The sequence below is a fragment of the Micromonospora sp. NPDC047738 genome, assembly GCF_040642675.1.
Classification (GTDB): Bacteria; Actinomycetota; Actinomycetes; order Mycobacteriales; family Micromonosporaceae; genus Micromonospora.
In genome coordinates this window covers 146,082-161,934 of record NZ_JBEYSO010000006.1, presented here as the reverse complement: position 1 = coordinate 161,934, position 15,853 = coordinate 146,082, and the positions used below count along the sequence as shown (strand labels likewise).

The 15,853-nt window shown below is 72.3% G+C and carries 16 protein-coding genes; 4 read left to right on the top strand and 12 right to left on the bottom strand.

Annotated features, from left to right (window positions below; genetic code table 11):
* Nucleotides 1-50: 50 nt before the first annotated feature.
* The 3 genes from ABZ783_RS12800 to ABZ783_RS12790 form a co-directional block, all read right to left on the bottom strand.
* The gene (locus ABZ783_RS12800; RefSeq protein WP_357436840.1) at nucleotides 51-1,307 is read right to left on the bottom strand and encodes an RNA polymerase sigma factor; all 1,257 of its coding nucleotides are present in this window, start codon (nucleotides 1,305-1,307) and stop codon (nucleotides 51-53) included.
* A 119-nt stretch (nucleotides 1,308-1,426) separates the two neighbouring features.
* Nucleotides 1,427-2,341: an alpha/beta hydrolase gene (locus ABZ783_RS12795; RefSeq protein ID WP_357436838.1), complete on the bottom strand. Its 915-nt coding sequence runs from the start codon at nucleotides 2,339-2,341 to the stop codon at nucleotides 1,427-1,429.
* On the bottom strand, nucleotides 2,334-2,801 hold the full coding sequence (locus ABZ783_RS12790; RefSeq protein ID WP_357436836.1) for a hypothetical protein: 468 nt from the start codon (nucleotides 2,799-2,801) through the stop codon (nucleotides 2,334-2,336). The genes ABZ783_RS12795 and ABZ783_RS12790 overlap by 8 nt, the downstream gene beginning before the upstream one ends.
* Before the next feature lie 133 nt (nucleotides 2,802-2,934).
* Between ABZ783_RS12790 and ABZ783_RS12785 the strand changes: the two genes are divergently transcribed.
* Nucleotides 2,935-3,300: a VOC family protein gene (locus ABZ783_RS12785; protein WP_357436834.1), complete on the top strand. Its 366-nt coding sequence runs from the start codon at nucleotides 2,935-2,937 to the stop codon at nucleotides 3,298-3,300.
* A gap of 17 nt (nucleotides 3,301-3,317) precedes the next feature.
* On the opposite strand, the gene yidD is transcribed toward ABZ783_RS12785, so the two are convergent.
* From yidD to ABZ783_RS12760, 5 genes are all read right to left on the bottom strand, one after another.
* Entirely contained in the window at nucleotides 3,318-3,686 is a 369-nt protein-coding gene (yidD, locus tag ABZ783_RS12780) for a membrane protein insertion efficiency factor YidD (protein ID WP_357436832.1), read from the bottom strand.
* A 99-nt stretch (nucleotides 3,687-3,785) separates the two neighbouring features.
* The gene (locus tag ABZ783_RS12775; RefSeq protein ID WP_357436831.1) at nucleotides 3,786-4,562 is read right to left on the bottom strand and encodes a hypothetical protein; all 777 of its coding nucleotides are present in this window, start codon (nucleotides 4,560-4,562) and stop codon (nucleotides 3,786-3,788) included.
* 35 nt (nucleotides 4,563-4,597) lie between these two features.
* Nucleotides 4,598-5,215: a helix-turn-helix domain-containing protein gene (locus ABZ783_RS12770; RefSeq protein WP_357436829.1), complete on the bottom strand. Its 618-nt coding sequence runs from the start codon at nucleotides 5,213-5,215 to the stop codon at nucleotides 4,598-4,600.
* Nucleotides 5,216-5,755: 540 nt separating this feature from the next.
* Nucleotides 5,756-7,183, bottom strand: coding sequence for a rifampin monooxygenase (gene rox / locus ABZ783_RS12765; protein WP_357436827.1), 1,428 nt, complete (start codon nucleotides 7,181-7,183; stop codon nucleotides 5,756-5,758).
* 449 nt (nucleotides 7,184-7,632) lie between these two features.
* Nucleotides 7,633-8,811, bottom strand: a complete 1,179-nt coding sequence (locus tag ABZ783_RS12760) for a phosphotransferase (RefSeq protein ID WP_357436825.1) — start codon at nucleotides 8,809-8,811, stop codon at nucleotides 7,633-7,635.
* Nucleotides 8,812-8,941: 130 nt separating this feature from the next.
* On the opposite strand from ABZ783_RS12760, the gene ABZ783_RS12755 reads away from it, so the two are divergent.
* A complete protein-coding gene (locus ABZ783_RS12755; protein WP_357436822.1) occupies nucleotides 8,942-9,526 on the top strand; it encodes a hypothetical protein in 585 nt (194 codons plus the stop codon).
* Here the strand turns inward: ABZ783_RS12755 and ABZ783_RS12750 are convergent.
* Entirely contained in the window at nucleotides 9,517-10,803 is a 1,287-nt protein-coding gene (locus ABZ783_RS12750) for a hypothetical protein (protein WP_357436819.1), read from the bottom strand. The two genes, ABZ783_RS12755 and ABZ783_RS12750, sit on opposite strands and share 10 nt — an antisense overlap.
* Before the next feature lie 179 nt (nucleotides 10,804-10,982).
* Between ABZ783_RS12750 and ABZ783_RS12745 the strand changes: the two genes are divergently transcribed.
* Nucleotides 10,983-11,411: a VOC family protein gene (locus tag ABZ783_RS12745; protein ID WP_357436817.1), complete on the top strand. Its 429-nt coding sequence runs from the start codon at nucleotides 10,983-10,985 to the stop codon at nucleotides 11,409-11,411.
* A 4-nt stretch (nucleotides 11,412-11,415) separates the two neighbouring features.
* On the opposite strand, the gene ABZ783_RS12740 is transcribed toward ABZ783_RS12745, so the two are convergent.
* Nucleotides 11,416-12,576 carry a hypothetical protein gene (locus ABZ783_RS12740; protein ID WP_357437170.1) on the bottom strand — a complete coding sequence of 387 codons (1,161 nt, stop codon included), beginning with the start codon at nucleotides 12,574-12,576 and terminating at the stop codon, nucleotides 11,416-11,418.
* 240 nt (nucleotides 12,577-12,816) lie between these two features.
* Here ABZ783_RS12740 and ABZ783_RS12735 point away from each other — a divergent pair, with 240 nt between their 5' ends.
* Nucleotides 12,817-14,358, top strand: coding sequence for a gluconokinase (locus ABZ783_RS12735; RefSeq protein WP_357436816.1), 1,542 nt, complete (start codon nucleotides 12,817-12,819; stop codon nucleotides 14,356-14,358).
* A gap of 379 nt (nucleotides 14,359-14,737) precedes the next feature.
* Here ABZ783_RS12735 and ABZ783_RS12730 read toward each other — a convergent pair whose 3' ends face one another.
* On the bottom strand, nucleotides 14,738-15,055 hold the full coding sequence (locus ABZ783_RS12730; RefSeq protein ID WP_357436813.1) for an antibiotic biosynthesis monooxygenase family protein: 318 nt from the start codon (nucleotides 15,053-15,055) through the stop codon (nucleotides 14,738-14,740).
* 18 nt (nucleotides 15,056-15,073) lie between these two features.
* A complete protein-coding gene (locus ABZ783_RS12725) occupies nucleotides 15,074-15,832 on the bottom strand; it encodes a MerR family transcriptional regulator (protein ID WP_357436810.1) in 759 nt (252 codons plus the stop codon).
* Nucleotides 15,833-15,853: the final 21 nt, after the last annotated feature.

The window sequence follows — 15,853 nt, the reverse complement described above, 5'->3', positions numbered from 1 at the left end:
CGGCTCTCACTGACGCGTCGATCCGGCCGACCGGGATCCGACATCCCGTTTCAAGATTTTTTCGGGCCGCATGCGGCGGCCCGGTCGAGCAGCAGCGCCCGCTCCCGGGCATTGCCCGTCAGCGCCGCCGCCCGCTCGAACTCCCGCCTGGCCTCGTCGTGCCGCCCCAGCTTGGCGAGCAGGTCACCGAGCACGCTGGGCAGCAGGTGGTAGCCGGCCAGCGCCGGCTCGTCCGTCAGCGCCCGGGCCAGCTCCAGGCCGGCGGCCGGGCCGTCGGCGTAGGCGACGGCGACCGCCCGGTTCAGCTCCACCACCGGTGACGGCACCAGCCGCGCCAGCTCCGCGTAGAGAGAGGCGATCCGCGCCCAGTCGGTCTCCTCGGGGGTACGCGCCCGCGCGTGACAGGCCGCGATCTCGGCCTGCAGGGTGTACGGGCCGACCTGGCCGGTGCGGGCCCGGTCGAGAGCGGCGAGACCCCGGCGGATGAGCAACTGGTCCCAACGGCTGCGATCCTGATCGTTGAGCAGGATGGGCTGGCCGTCGGGGCCGGTACGGGCGTGGGTACGCGACGCCTGCATCTCCAGCAGCGCGGTCAGGCCGTGCACCTCGGACTCGTCGGGCATCAGCCCCTGCAGCAGCCGCGCCAGCCGCAGCGCCTCCTGACAGAGGGCCGGCCGCATCCAGTCGTCCCCGGCGGTGGCCGAGTACCCCTCGTTGAAGATCAGGTAGACGACCTCCAGCACCGAGTCGAGGCGCTCGGCCCGCTCGGCCGGGCCGGGCACCTCGAACGGCACGTGGGCGGCGGCGAGGGTCTGCTTGGCACGGGTGATCCGCTGGCCGACCGTCGGCTCGGTGGTGAGGAACGCGCGGGCGATCTCACCGGTGGTCAGGCCACCAAGCAGCCGCAGCGTCAGCGCCGCCCGGGCGATCGGCGACAGCACCGGGTGGCAGGAGACGAAGATCAGCCGCAGCAGATCATCCTCGATGCGGTCCTCGACCGCGGCATCGAAGTCCGGAGTGACCTGCTCGTCGAGGTCGCGGCCGAGCTCGGCGAGCGTACGCTGCTGGGTCTGCCGGCGGCGCAACGCGTCGAGCGCCCGGCGCTTGCCGACGGTCATCAGCCACGCGCCCGGGTTGGCCGGTACGCCGTCACGCGGCCACTGCTCGAGCGCGGCGACGAGGGCGTCCTGGCCCAGTTCCTCGGCCTGGCCGACGTCGCGGACGATCGCGGCGATGCCGGCGACGACCCGCCCGGCCTCAATCCGCCACACCGCCTCGACGGTGCGCCGTGCCTCCGACTCCTTCATGAGCTGTTGACCTTAGCAACGTGCGGGCAACGAGAGGCCACGGAACAGCAGGTGGTGGGTGGCGGACTGGCAGCCGATGGGCGGGCAGCGACCGCCTGCCGCCGCCCGCCCAGGTTCGGTCAGTCGTGGGTTGCCGTGCCGAGGAAGTCGGTGATGAGGGCCGCCAGTTCCTGCGGGCGTTCGGCGACCATCGCGTGGCTGGCGCCGGCCAGGTGCAGCACCCGCAGCGACGGATTGTCCAGCGCGGCGAGCCGCTCGGCGGTGGCCCGTCGGTAGGCGACGTACACCTCGTGGAACGCCTGCTGCTCGGGCAGGTCCTCGGTGGCGAGGACGAGCAGCGTGGGGCAGCGGATGTCCCGGTAGGTGGGGATCAGGTCGAGGGACTCCATCGCTTCCCGTAGCTGCCCGGTCAGCTCCGGGCCAGGGCGCAGCCGGCTACGGCCGTCGTCGCACAGCACGAGGTTGCGCTCGAAGGCCGCCACCCAGACTTCCGGCGCGGCGCCATACCGCTCGGCCATCGCCCGCTGCCCAGCCAGCGCGGCGGCCAGCTGTTCGGCGGTGAGCGGCTCGGCCAGCATCGCGGCCATCCCGTCGAAGGCGGCCCGCAGCTTGGCGAGTGCCGTCGCCGCCTGCTCCGGGTCCATCCCGGCGAGCTGCTCCGGGCGGCCGAGCGTCGGGTTGCCGTCCAGGCTGACGACGCCGGGGCACTCCGGGTGGCGCTGCGCCCACAGCGCGGCCAGCATCCCGCCGAGGGAGACACCGACCACCGCGGGACGGTCGAGGCCGAGGCCGTCGGCGACCGCGGCCAGGTCGGCCAGCACGTCGTTCCAGCGCCACGGGCCCTCCCCGGACCGTCCGTGTCCACGCAGGTCGACGGTGACCACCCGGTGCGCGGGGCGTAGCTGCTCGGCCAGCGTGGTCATCTGGGCGAGGTTGCCGCCGGCGCCGTGCAGGAGCAGCAGCGGGCGGCCGGAGCCGCCGAAGTCGCGGTAGGCGATCGGCACGGCCCCGGAGTCGATGAAGGTGTCAGGCACGTCGGGTTCCCTCCTTGAGCAGTCGGTCACGGACGGCGGCGGACAGCACGCCGCCGGCGGGGTGACGGGCGAGCTTGCCGCGGCTGGCCAGGTCGTGGACGCCCTGGCGGGTGATGCCGAGCATGGCGCCGGCCACCGCGTACGACACCGACTCGGCGGTGGGGTGACCCACCCGCCGCGCGACGATCTGGCCAAGCGGGCTTCGCCACCAGTCGAGGGGCGGGTCGAACGGACCGTCGCCGGGATAGAGCGTGGAGATGGCTCGGATGATCACCCCGTAGGCCGCCCGGTCGTCGCCGCTGACCATCGTGGTGGCCCAGGATCGTGCGCGCTCCCGGACAACGGTGCGCAGCGGCTCGATCGCGTCGTGGCCGTCGACCAGGATTTCGAGCGGGTCGAGCAGCCGGATGTCAATCAGCCTGACGAGCTGCTCGACCAGTTCCTCTTCGCCCGGTGGCATGCCGCCTCCCCTCGCTACTTGACGCCTATCGTCAAGCACTTGACGAGTGATGTCAAGCGATTGCGAATGGCACCGGAATGTCGCATTCGCCCCATAAGCTTGGCGTGGTCATCACGGATCGCAGGGAGACAAGATGCTCGACCACCTCTCCGTCCTGGTGCGCGACCTGCCGGCCAGCGCCGCGTTCTACGACACGGTGCTGGCCCCGCTGGGCGGTCGCCGGATCCTGGAGCCCGGCCCGATCGGCTACGGCGTCGACTTCCCCGACTTCTGGCTGGCGCCCGCACCGGCCGGGACCGCGCCGCTGGAAGCGCACATCGCCTTCACCGCCCCCGACCGGGCCGCCGTGCAGGCGTTCCACGACGCCGCGGTCGCGGCCGGCGCGGAAGTGCTGCACGCGCCCCGCCTCTGGCCGGAATACCACCCGACCTACTTCGGGGCGTTCGTCCGGGACCCGGACGGCAACAACGTCGAGGCGGTATGCCACCGACCCGAGTAGACGACGGGGGCGGGCGGTCAGCGCAACGGGTCGTGGGTGCCGCGCGGCACGTGCGGCTTGCAGCGGCGTACCCGGTCGGCGGCCATCCGCCCGCCGACCGCGAGACCGTACTTCTCTACCGCCGCGAGCCCGTACGCACTGCACGTCGGCGTGTAACGGCACTGGCCGGGCCAGCGGTGCGACAGCCAGCGACGGTAGCCGACGATGGCGGCCCGGCCGGCCCGGTCCACGGCGGGCGTACGGGTGGCGGTGGCGGCCACCGAGCCGAGCGTCAGCAGGAACGAGAACAGCCCGAAGTCGCAGCAGTCCGGGCCGTCGCAGTCGCAGGTGTCGCAGCCGGAACCGCGCCCCTTCTTGTGGTGCCGCTTGCGCTTCAGCTTGATCACGCCGCCATGATGCGCCACCCGCGCCACCACGCCCTCACGTCAGCGTCACCCGGCGTCGGAGGCGGCAACGACGCGCTTGGGATCCTTATTGCGCCAGACTTACTCGGGCCGGGCGACGACGTGATTCACCAGCGCCTGCATGCGTGTCCGGTCGGCCCGCGTCACGGACACCTGAGCAAGGCCGGTCGCGCCGGGTGCCCCGAAGAAGCGGTGCAGTATCTGGGCGGCTGCCCGGCCCGTGGCGCTGGTCGGCCAGGTTTCCGCCGTCAGCCCTATGGCGTAGGCGGCGTGGAGAAGGCGCCAGAGGTCGACCGCGTCCTTGGCGGCGAAGCGGCCCCGGTATGCGAGCGCCTTCAGGCAGAGCGCCGAGGACACGTCAGGCAGAGCGACCTGTAGCGCCAGCTTGTCGGCACTCGTCAGGCGGACTTCCAGCTGAAGCAAGCGGGCGGGGCGGTGGAGCGCGAGAATCAGTCCTGGCACCTCATCCACGATGAGATCACCGTGGCGTTGGTTCGGCACCAGTTTGCTCTCGAACGACGGGGCAAGGATGTCAACGACGAGATCCAGTGGCCCGTGGTTGTCCTGATAGCGGCGGACGAACCGGTTGGCCGCCTCCCCGCGTCGATAGCCGCGCTCGGCCAGGGCCCGAGGGAGTCGAGGATCTGCGACGACCGCGGGCAGTGCGGCGAAGTCGGCGTCAAGGGTCTCCCGCATCGGTACCTGGCCGGCGACGCCGTGGACTGCGGTGAGGAGGGTGACCATGTGCCCGCCGACGATCCGGTGATCCAACTCCAGTGCCGCGGCGATCGCCGAAAGGTCGGCGAGTGTCCGGAAGCCGGCATCGGCCGCCCGGCTGGTGGAGATCAGCGTCAGCACGTCGGACGGAGTCGCACCAGGTGATACGGGTCGGGTCACGCTGCCCAACTCCCACTTGCTCGGCGGCGGTCCCGCAGCGTTCGTCGCAGGTGCCGCACTGCCTCATCGGTGTCGGGACCTGGGGCGCGCGCCACGTCCCACAGGATCTGCAACGGGTCCGCCAGTGGCACGCTCCCCGATGCCTCGTCAGCCGTCGGGCGCGGCCAGACTCCGGGATCCTTGGGCACGATGAGTTCCACCGTCGCGTCCCCTTCGTCGGCGGGTGTGAGGCCAGCACTGGTCAGGTCCACGCCGGTTTGGGCGTAGACCACTACCCGACGCGGGGCTCGCCATGGGGCGACGCGGTCGGCTGCGACATCACCGGAGATCGCCATCCGTCCGGAGTCGCCGCTCGTCAGCAGGCTGACGGCGGCCTCTGCCTGCTGCACCGGCGGTTCCAGGCCGTACCAGAGGGTTCTCAGGCCGCCCGGTCCCGGGTACGAGTTCAGCCACCAGTCGAAGACCGCATCGATGTCGGCGACGTCCCAGCCGGCCGGCGTCCGGTGCGCGAGACCTTGTTCGGCCAATGCGGCGAGCGCCTGTGAGACGCGAGGCTGGGACACTCCGGTGACCGCCGCCAACTGCTGCTGCCCGGCCCAGGGCCGCTCGGCCAACCGCCGTACCAGGGTGAAGGTGCCCCAGGGGACGCGACCCGGCCGGGTCCGTGAGGGCGGGGTCTCGACGTCCCTCGTCTCGACGGACACCCGCTGGCCCGCCAGCTGAAGGAGGCCTGTGACCTGCCTCCTGTTGTCGACCAACCAGGACCAGCCGGCCGCCTCGACCGCGGATCGGACACCGGACGTGGCTGACGGCACGACGAGCAGGACCTGATCCCGATGTCGACTCTTCAGGTGGGCGATGTCGCTGGGATTGAGCACAGCTGGCGAGGTCACGACTCTCAGGACCCCCCGGTGAGGGCCACTCCACAGCTCGACGTGATCGGCGTCGAGCGGTACGACCGAGACTCCGGCATCAACCAGAGCCCCCCACGCCGCCGCCGATATAAGCATTTTCCGACCTCCTCAGATAATACTTATAACACGGCGGCCATGTGCAGGGCCGGGTCCGGCCGGTGACGCGGCCGGTGGGGTAGCACCGGCCGCGCCGAACTCGGCCGAAGGCAGGCCCGACCCATCCGAGTCGCAACTGCGCGCTCAGCTGGCCGCGGCGCCGAACCACCTGGGCAGCTGGCTGAGCAGATCCTGCTGATCTTCACCGACCCACGCCACGTGCCCGTCCGGCCGCAGCAGTACGGCGGGCACGTCCAGTTCCTCGCTGACGTCGACGACGTGGTCGACCCGATCTGCCCAGCCCGCCACCGAGAGCCGGCCGGTCTGGTCGAGCAGCAGCCCGCGTCCGCCGTGCATCCGCTCGTAGAGGCGCCCCCGCTTCAGCTCCACGTCCCGCATCCGGCGGCCGAGCAGGTCATGCCCCTCGCCGAAGTCGTAGCGGACCCCGACCGCGGTGATCTTCTCGATCAGGTACCGGTTCACTTCCTCGAACTCCGCCAGTTCCGCCAGCAGCCGGCGCACTGCCTGGGCACCCGGCTCGAGGGACATCAGCTCCATCTGCGCGCGGGTGTTGTCGAGCACGTCGGCGGCCACCGGGCGCCGTTCGGTGTGGTAGCTGTCCAGCAGCCCCGGCGGGGCCCAGCCGTTGACCTCGGCGGCCAGTTTCCAGCCGAGGTTGAACGCGTCCTGGATGCCGAGGTTGAGGCCCTGCCCGCCGGTCGGCGGGTGGATGTGCGCCGCGTCGCCGGCGAGCAGCGCCCGGCCGGTCCGGTAGCGCTCGGCCAGGCGAGTGGCGTCGCCGAAGCGGGACAGCCAGCGGGGTGAGTGCACGCCGAAGTCGGTGCCGGCGAACACCCGCAGCTGCTGCTTGACCTCTTCAAGGGTCGGCGGGACCGTACGGTCCTCGGCCACCCCCTCGGCGGGCACGACGACGCGGTAGACCCCGTCTCCGAGCGGTACGGCGCCGAACCGCACCTGGGTCTTGCGGACCTCGGCCACCACCTCGGCGAGGGCCTCCGGCGGCACGGCCACCTCCATCTCGCCCAACAGCGTCTCGACCCTGCTGGGTTCGCCGGGGAAGCCGACGCCGAGCAGCTTGCGCACGGTGCTGCGACCGCCGTCGCAGCCGACGAGGTAGCGCGAGCGCAGCTGCGTGCCGTCGGCCAGCTCGGCGGTCACCCCGTGTTCGTCCTGGCTGAGCCCGACCAGTTCGCAACCGCGCCGGATCTCGGCGCCGAGTTCGGTGGCGCGCTCGGCCAGCAGGCGGTCGGTGATGGTCTGCGGGATGCCCAGGACATACGAATGTGCGGTGTCCAGCCGGTCGGGCCAGGATTTGCCGATGCCGGCGAAGAAGCCACCGACCGTGAACTGCTGGCCGAGTGGGAGGAACCGCTCCAGCAGACCGCGCTGGTCCATCACCTCGATGCTGCGCACGTGCAGGCCGAGCGCCCGGACCACCCTGGTCGGCTCCGCCTCCTTCTCCAGCACGAGCACGTGCACGCCGTGCAGCCGCAGCTCGCTGGCCAGCATCAAGCCGGTCGGTCCGCCGCCGGCAACGATCACGTCAAACATGAACCCCCCAATGTTTCGGCCAGCTGCCGCGCGCGGTCCGTCGGCACGCCCACCTGCACCTCCGCGTCGGATGCCCGCAACCACCCCGCGAGCTCACCGGCGGTTCGACGAGCCCGCGAGACCGATAGGTCAACAAAAGCGCGCGTACTTCGCGAATCCCTGATTTCCGCAGGTTCTGGCTTCGACGGGAGATTCTGCGGCACGACCCGGGTCTTGCCGCAAGACCCCCAGTGCGATATATGTTGAGAGTGGCAGGGAGTCGCTCCTTGCCCTTTTTTGTCCGCGGTGGACGGACAAGCTCCTCCCACGGCAGTGACGCGCCGCGTTTGTGGTCCAGCAGGACCTCCCACGGGCTCGCGGATTCAGCCGCAGGACGGAGATTTCGCAGGTGCCGGTGGCGGCGGACGGTTCGGCGACCGACGCGGCGGGTCTGACCCCGGCCCGCGCCGTCAGTCCCGGGCGGCCTCGGCGGCGGCCCGTTTCAGGCAGGCCGGCACATCACCCGCGTGGTACAGATGTTCGCTCGGTTCGATGCCGGCAAGGAACATCGCGTACACGGCGGCCATCCGCAGCGGGGCGACCGGGCGGAGCAGGTCGACGGCCCGGTGCGGGTCGCTGCCGGGCACGTCGGCCCGCCAGCGGGCGGCCCAAGCGCTGAGCAGCGGCGCGGCGGCGGCCGGGTCGAGGGTTTCGGTGAGGCGCAGGATGTCGAAGGCGGGGTGCCCGACGAACGCGTCGCCCCAGTCGATCATCACCCGCCGCACGCCGTCGCCGCGCACGTTGCCGGGGTGCAGGTCGCCGTGGACGAGCGTGTCGGGCAGCCCGCAGCGGCGTACCTCATCGAGCCGGTCGTCGAGGTCGGCGAGCAGGTCGGCGGCGACGGGCAGGTCGTGCGGGGCGAGTCGGTCGCGAATCCAGGCGGCCAGCGCCGGCCCCCGCAGATCGGGTACGCCGGCGGCGAGCAGCGCGTCGACGTCGCCGGCGGCGCGGAGTTGGACGGTGTGGTGGTCGGCGGCGATCGTGGCGCGTTCGGTGTCGTCGGCGGCGTAGCGGTCCTCGCCGGGCGCGTGGTCGAGCAGGATGCGGCCGGTGTCGTCGGCGGCGAGCAGGGTGGGGGCGGTGCCGGGCGCGGCGGCGGCGAGCCAGCGCAGCACGGCGGCCTCGTGCCGGAAGAAGGCGGGCACCTGCTTGAGCCAGGCGCTGCCGTGGTCGCCGTCGAGCCGCCAGATCGCGGACAGGTTCCAGGTGCGGTGCTGTTCGACCGCGGTCACCGGCCGGCCGAGGCGGTGCAGTTCGGCGGTGGCCCAGGCGAGGCTGCGGGCCGGGCCGCCGGGTTCGGCCCAGGGGGCGCGCAGCGGGTGCGGCGACAGATCCACCGCCACCGGGTCGAGCGGCACCGCCGGGGGCGTGGTGACCTGGCCGAGGTAGGTGAGGTGGCCGCCGGGCGGTTCGGGGCGGTCGGCGGCGAGCAGCCGCAGCACGGCCACGTCGATGCCGTAGCGGCGGCGGGCCTCGTCGACGATCGCGCCGACCTGCTGCCACCACGGCTCCGGCACGTCGTACGCGGGGAGGGCGCCGAGTGGCCGGCCGGCCTGGTCGACGAGCACGAGGGTCACTGTGCGGGACACGTGCGGACGGTAATGCCCGGCCAGGCGCGGGCGCGACCGGTTAACCCGGAGACCGACCCGGGGCCGGTTCCGGGGCGGATACGGGTCCGACCCCGATGTCCCCGACCCAGGCCCCTGACACGCTGGGGCAATGACGACGACCAATTCCCGGGTCTCCTCGTACCCCTGGTTGCGGCCGGTGGCGGTGGCCGCGCCGCTGCTGCTGCTCGGCTACGGCATCCTGCGCCTGGTCGACGGCTTGGACGGGCACCGCGACAAGTCGGCATGGCCGTGGATGGCCGGGCACACCCTGTTCCTGCTGGGCATCGTCGCGTTCGGGGCGGTGATCGTCGGGCTGCACGGGCGGCTGCGTACCGCCTCGTCCCGGCTGCGGACGGTGGACGACGTGGCCGCGCTGGCCGGCCTGGTCGGTGCGGCCGGCTTCGTGTGGGTGATCCTCGGCGACCTGTTCCCGCGCTTCGCCGACGCGGTGGCCACGCCGGAGGTGGTGCTGCTCGGCGGGCCGGCGCTGTTCGAGCTGGGCCTGCTGGTGCTGCTGGTCCGGGCCGCCGTGCTGCGGCTGCTGCCGGCCTCGGGACCGGTGCTGGTGCTGGCCGGCTTCGTCGCGATCGCGGTTAACCTGGACCTGCTGCCGGTCGGTGCCGCGCTGGTCTTCGGTGGGCTGTTGCCGCTCGGGAAGCCCGCCGTCCGGTCCGGGCGCAGTGGTCAGGCGTAGACGGGGCGGCGAGTGCCGTCGTGGCCCGAGCACGGCCCTCGCTGCATGCCGGTCCTACTGATCAACCCGTCCTCGCACTGCACCAGGTAGCCCTTGCCGGACCAGAGGTTCTCGACACAGTCGAACCAGGCGCACACGTCCGGGGCGGGATCGTAGATGTAGGAGCCGCCGCAGTAGTTGTAGCCATATGGGTTGGCCGGCGCGCCGCAGCGGTCCACCTCGGTCGGGCTGGGCGAGGTGGACGGCGCCGGCGGGGAGCTGGTGGTCCCGGTGGGCTGCGGTGAGGCTGGGACGGGTGACGGGTCGGCGGTCGGGGTCGCAGTCGCGGAGGTGGCCGCGGTGGTGACGGGTGCGGCACCTGGGAGCCGATCGGGCGTCGTGCCGGTGGTGCGGGGAGCGGCGGAGCGGGCCGGTGTGCCGAGACCGGTGGACGGGGACGGGAGACTCGGGTCGGTCGGGTCCACTCGGGCTCCCCGGTCCAGGTCCATCCCGATCACCGGTCGGTCCGGCATGGATCCGTGGACCACGCTCACGACCGCGGCGATGGCCAGCGCCACCGCTACGGCGGCGACCAGCGTCGGCCGGACGAGCCGGGCGGTCAGCGGGGCATCGGCGGGCGTGGCCGGCGATGGGATCGGTGGCCGGTCATGCCAGTGCGCCATCACCGCGTCGTCGAGCCGGTCCAGCAGCGCCGCTCGCGCCCCCGTCGCGTCGGCGTACGCGACGGTGAGGAGCAGTCGGAAGGCGGACGCGGCGGCCCGGGGCACCCGTACCCCCCGGATCCTGCCCGGGCCGTACGGGTGCAGCAGGGTGAACGGCTCCCCGGGGTGGTGCGCCACACCGGCGAGCCGCGCGTACGGCCACTCCTGCTGCTCGTCGCGGCCCACGACGATCAGCCGCCGGTCGGTCACCACCGCCATGCCGGCGTCGACCACCCTGGCGCACCTCGACCGCCGGCGCGACCGCCGGGTGTCCTCGACGGGCACGACTGCCAGCTCTGGGGTAGGTAGATCCGGGGTGTGCCGCGCCGTCGCCTCGACGATTTCCGCCGCGGGCTGCACCGCCAGCACGACCTCGTCGTCGTCGAGGCGCACGGGCAGCCCCGCCGGCGTTTCCGCCGGCCGGACGGGCTCCTCGGCCGCGCGGTAGAGCTGGCGCAGTTCCTCGTCGCGCCGGCGCCAGGCCTGCAGCGCGGCGTCGTATGCCGTGCGTCGCCGCTCGTTCTCCCGGCCGACCCACCGGGGCCGCCAGCCGTGGGCGGCCTCGTCCCCGCTCACCGTCACCGGATCGCCTCTCATCGTGAAGGGCTTCCGTGTCCACCCGATACAACCGCGCGTGTCCGTGATGGACACGCTCAGACATCGAGGGGTTTCGGCTCGTTCCGGATGGCCGATCGGTGGATGCGACATCGAACCAGGTGCCACCCCGCCGGCGGCAGCGACGGTACGGTCCGGGAATGGAGCAACGCGTCAACATCGTCACCCTCGGCGTGGCCGACCTGGCCCGGGCCCGCACGTTCTACGAACGGCTCGGCTGGCGCGGCCAGGAGGTGCAGGAGACCGTCTTCTTCCAGGCCGGCGCGCTGGTGGTGGTGCTGTGGGGGCGCGACAAGCTGGCCGAGGACGCGGGGCTGACCGACCGGGGCGCGGACGGCTTCGGCGGGCTGGGTCTGGCGCAGAACGTGCGCAGCCGCGCGGAGGTCGACGAGATCCTGCACCAGGCAGCCGAGGCGGGGGCGACGGTCACCCGCCCGGCTCGGGAGACGTTCTACGGAGGGTACGCGGGCTACTTCACCGACCCCGACGGCCACGCGTGGGAGATCGCCTGGAATCCGGGGTTCGCACTCGGCCCGGACGGTTCGCTGACCGTGCCCGACTTCGGCTGAGCGGTCAGCTCCAGACGGTCCGGCGGAAGCCCAGATGGCCGGCGCACGCGTTCCGCTGCCCGCCGGACAGGCTGACCGTGCCGTCGCGGCACTGCACCAGCCAGCCCGTTCCGGACCAGAAACGGGGGACACAGTCGAACCAGTCGCAGACGCCCCGGGCCGGCTTGCGGATCCGGGAGCCGCCGCAGAAGTCGTACCCGAAGGGGTTGACCGGGGCGCCGCAGCGCCGCTCGGCCGGCTTCGGCACCCGCGACGGTGTCGGTGTGGGTTTGGTGCGGCTGTGGCGGGGTTCCGGCGCGGCGGTCGGCGAGATCCGCACCGCGGGTGCGATCACCGGGGGCATGGGTGTGGGTGTGGGGGTGGCCGCCGAGGTGGCCGCGGAGGCCATCTCCGTGCCGGCACGTCCCGGCGGGTTGGACCTGAACAGCATCGCCGGCACGATCAGCGCGACGGCCACGCCGACCGCGACGGCACGCGGGCCGACCAGCGCGGCGATCCGGGCCTGCCCGGGCGTGGCGATGGCGGGCCGGACCGGCCGGGCCGCCGCATGTTCTCCGATCAGTTCGTCGAGTTGGGCGACAACGGCGGCCCGCTGCTCGATCGCGTCGGCGAAGGCCAGGGTCAGCTTGAACCGGAAGTCGGGCACCGCGCCGGTGGGCAGCATCAGGCCGGAGGTGCGCCGCCGGTCCAGGACCTGGATCAGCGTCACCGGCGCGCCCGGATCGTGGGACAGCCCCGTCATCCTCCCGTACGCCCAGTCGCGCCGGCCGCGCCCGCCGAGCAGCACCAGCCGTCGGTTGGTCAGCACGGCGAGCCCGGCGTCGACGGCCCGGACCCCCTCGGGGCGGCGGGGACGCAGCTCGGGCGGGTCGGGCTCGACGGTCAGCTCGGGGGCCGGCAGCACGGCGGTGTGCCGTACCTCGACCAGTTGCGCGGCCGGCAGCGTCCAGAAGACCACCTCACCGGGGGCCAGCTCCATGGGCAGACCGGTGCCCGCGTCGGCGGAGCCGTGGAAGGACGCGGCGAGGCTACGCAGCCGGCGCAACTCCTCGTCGCGCCGTCGCCACGCCTCGTCGGCCGCGTGAAAGAGCCGCAGCCGCCGTTCGTTCTGCCGGTGCGCCCACCGGTACCGCCACGTGGAACCCGTCGAATTAGTCATCGCCACGCCGACTCCTCCGCCGCGCGAGCCCACCGGGGTGTCACTCATGTCAACTGCCGCAGAGGGGCATCAAGACACGCGCAAGTTGCAAATCCAGCCGATCGGGTGATTGACCAGCACGTTAGGCCGAAGCTCCACCGTCGGCTCCCCCCGGTCTCGGCTGCCCCGCTTCGCCCTACGAGGGGATCGCACCGTCGGTAACGTCAGCCGCAACGGGCCGTGAGGCGACGGCGAGGAGGTGAACCGGTGGGCGAACCGACCGTCGTGGTGGCCGTGGACATCGGCACCACCAGCACCAAGGCGGTCGCCTACGACACCGGCGGACGGCAACTCGTCGCCCACTCCCACAGCTACCACCTCAACGAGCCGCACCCCGGCTACGCCGAGCAGGACCCACAGGTGATCTTCGACGCGGTGGTGCAGTCGATCCGGGCCGTGGTCGCCGAACTGCCCGGACCGGTCGCCGGGCTGTCCTTCAGCAGCGCGATGCACAGCCTGATCGGGCTGGACCCCGACGGCACCCCGCTCACCCCGTCGATCACCTGGGCCGACTCCCGAGCCAGCAGCCAGGCCGAACGGCTACGCGCCGTACCCTCCGGCCTGACCATCCACCGGCGCACCGGCACACCGATCCACCCGATGGCACCGCTGCCGAAGCTGGTCTGGTTCGCCGAGCAGGAACCGAAACTGTTCGAACAGGTCGCACACTGGGTCGGCATCAAGGACTTCGTGCTGCGGTGGCTGGCCGAGGCACTGGTCACCGACCACTCGCTCGCCTCCGCCACCGGCCTGATGGACATCCAACAGCTGGCCTGGGACGCCGAAGCGCTCGGCATCGCCGGCATCACCGAGGAGCAACTCCCCCAACTCGTACCGACCACCCACGTGCTGCCCGGACTGACCGCCGAGGCGGCCGCCGCCACCGGCCTGCCCGCCGACACCCCGATCGTGGTGGGCGCCGGCGACGGACCACTGGCCAACCTGGGCCTCGGCGCGGTCCACCCCGGCGAGGTGGCCTGCTCCATCGGCACCAGCGGCGCCATGCGGGTGATGGTCGAACGCCCCGGCGTCGACCCCCTCGGCGGCGTCTTCTGCTACGCCCTCACCGAGAACCGCTGGGTGGTCGGCGGCGCCATCAACAACGGCGGCATCGTCCTGCAGTGGGCCGGCGAAGCACTCGCCCCCGAACTCGGCGAACACGCCGAGGAAAAACTGCTGGAACTGGCCGCCCAGGCACCGGTCGGCTCCGGCGGGCTGATCATGCTGCCGTACCTGCTCAGCGAACGCGCACCGCACTGGAGCGCGGTGCCCCGCGGCACGTACGTCGGGCTCACCCACGGCCACCGGCGCGAACACCTCGTCCGAGCCGCGCTGGAAGGGGTCTGCCAGCAACTCGCCCTGGTCCTCACCTCGGTCCGGGCCGCCGGCAACGAGGTACGCGAGGTCCGCGCCAGCGGCGGCTTCGCCCGCAGCCCGCTGTGGCGGCAGATCCTCGCCGACGCCCTCGGCATGCCGGTACGCTTCCCCGCCGGCCACCAGGGATCCAGCTTCGGCGCCGCGCTGCTCGGCATGCAGGCACTCGGCCTCATCGAATCGATCGACGTCGCCGCCGACCTGGTCAAGATCCAAGAAACCGTACACCCCGAACCGACCGCCGCCGCCACCTACGCCACCCTCCTGCCGCTCTTCTCCGAGCTGTACGACGCGCTGGTGCCGACATTCTCGTCGCTGCGGCGACTGGCCCCGAGCCTGCCACCGGAACCACCACCCGCCGCACTTCCAAGCTGAGCCGGGGCACGGACGACTACCGAAGGCCGTGATAGCCGTGGTCGCGCTGCTCGCCGCACCGGCACCACTCACGAACGCCGAATCCTGGCGGCGCTGGGATCACGTGTGGCCTCCCTGACCACGAGCTGTCGCAGAAAGGCAAGTTCGCGTCGCACCGTCGAGACGTAGCCGGCGACCCAGTCACCTCCCGCGCCGCACTCCACCGTCAATGCCATCAGCGACCAGACCACCCAGTAGAGGGACAGGATCCGTTCGTCCGGCGGAAACGGCCCGCCGTAGCCCCGTAGGAGGAGCAGCGACTAGTAGTTGCTTTCCCGTGCCAGCCCGCCGGGCGAAGGCTCGCCGGCACTACGTCACCGCCGTGCCGTGCGCGCCCGGCTCAGGGCGCCTCGACCCCCGCGATGCGGAACTTGTGCACCTCGGCGCCCCGGATCGCCGCCACCTGCTCCTCGGCCGGGCCGGACCCCCGGAAGGCGAGCAGTTGCTCGTCGGACTCCCACCGCTCGTACACGTTGATCCGGCCCGGCTCGACGAGGTCGGCGCTGACCGCGAAGTCGATGCAGCCGGGCGCCGAGCGGGCCGCCTGGACGGCCGCCACGCAGGAGGCCAGGTAGGCGTCCCGCTCGGCGGGATCGACGTAGAGGGTTCCGGCGACGATGATCAACAGGACCTCCCGTGGGTGAGCCGTCCGGCCCATCCTGGCACCCGGGCCGGGTCAGGCCCGGTTGATCGCATTCGCGTGAATGGCCTCGTTCAGGTACGCGGCCATTCCCGGCCGGATCTTCTCGAAGTACGCGGTGAACCGCGGGTCGCTGACGTACATGTCCGCCAGCCCGGTGTGGATTTCGTAGGTGCAGTCGTAGAACCAGCGGGTGATGAGCTGCCGGTGTTCCTCGGCCAGCGCCATCGCCTCCGGGCTGTCGGCCGGGGCACCCGAGGCCATGAGGTCTGCGAGCCGCCGCCCCCAGTCCGCGTTCTCGGCCTTGTTCCGCAGCCAGTCCTCCTTCGCGTACCGGCTGACCCGCTCGCTCGACTGCCGGTACGCTTCCGTGCCGCCCCAGCGCCGCTCCGTCTCCTCGGCGTGCGCGTCCGGGTCGAAGTCCCCGAAGACCTCGAACCGCTCCTCCGGCGTCAGCTGGATCCTCAATGCTCTCGCCTCCATCGCGAGCTCGATCGCCGCGACCATCTCCCGCAGTTTCCCGATCCGCCCGGTGAGCAGCTCGTGCTGCCGGCGCAGGTGCGGCAGCGGGTCTCCGCCCGGGTCGTCGAGGATCTCGGCGATCTCCTCCAACGGGAACCCCAGCTCGCGGTAGGCCCGGATGACCTGCAACCGCTCCAGGTCCGCCTCTGAGTAGCGGCGGTAGCCGGCCGGGGTGCGCCCGCTCGGCGACAGCAGCCCGATCTCGTCGTAGTGGTGCAGCGTACGGACCGTGACCCGGGCCGCCCGCGCCACCTGACCCACCGTGTAAGCCATGGTTCCCTCCCTTCCACGGCC

What these genes read in the sequence shown, in the direction of transcription:
- ABZ783_RS12725 (WP_357436810.1), bottom strand. Translation starts at nt 15,832, where the DNA reads ATGGCTTACACGGTGGGTCAGGTGGCGCGGGCGGCCCGGGTCACGGTC.
- ABZ783_RS12785 (WP_357436834.1), top strand. Translation starts at nt 2,935, where the DNA reads ATGCTCGACCACCTCTCCGTCCTGGTGCGCGACCTGCCGGCCAGCGCC.
- ABZ783_RS12800 (WP_357436840.1), bottom strand. Translation starts at nt 1,307, where the DNA reads ATGAAGGAGTCGGAGGCACGGCGCACCGTCGAGGCGGTGTGGCGGATT.
- rox (WP_357436827.1), bottom strand. Translation starts at nt 7,183, where the DNA reads ATGTTTGACGTGATCGTTGCCGGCGGCGGACCGACCGGCTTGATGCTG.
- ABZ783_RS12730 (WP_357436813.1), bottom strand. Translation starts at nt 15,055, where the DNA reads ATGGGCCGGACGGCTCACCCACGGGAGGTCCTGTTGATCATCGTCGCC.
- ABZ783_RS12755 (WP_357436822.1), top strand. Translation starts at nt 8,942, where the DNA reads ATGACGACGACCAATTCCCGGGTCTCCTCGTACCCCTGGTTGCGGCCG.
- ABZ783_RS12790 (WP_357436836.1), bottom strand. Translation starts at nt 2,801, where the DNA reads ATGCCACCGGGCGAAGAGGAACTGGTCGAGCAGCTCGTCAGGCTGATT.
- ABZ783_RS12745 (WP_357436817.1), top strand. Translation starts at nt 10,983, where the DNA reads ATGGAGCAACGCGTCAACATCGTCACCCTCGGCGTGGCCGACCTGGCC.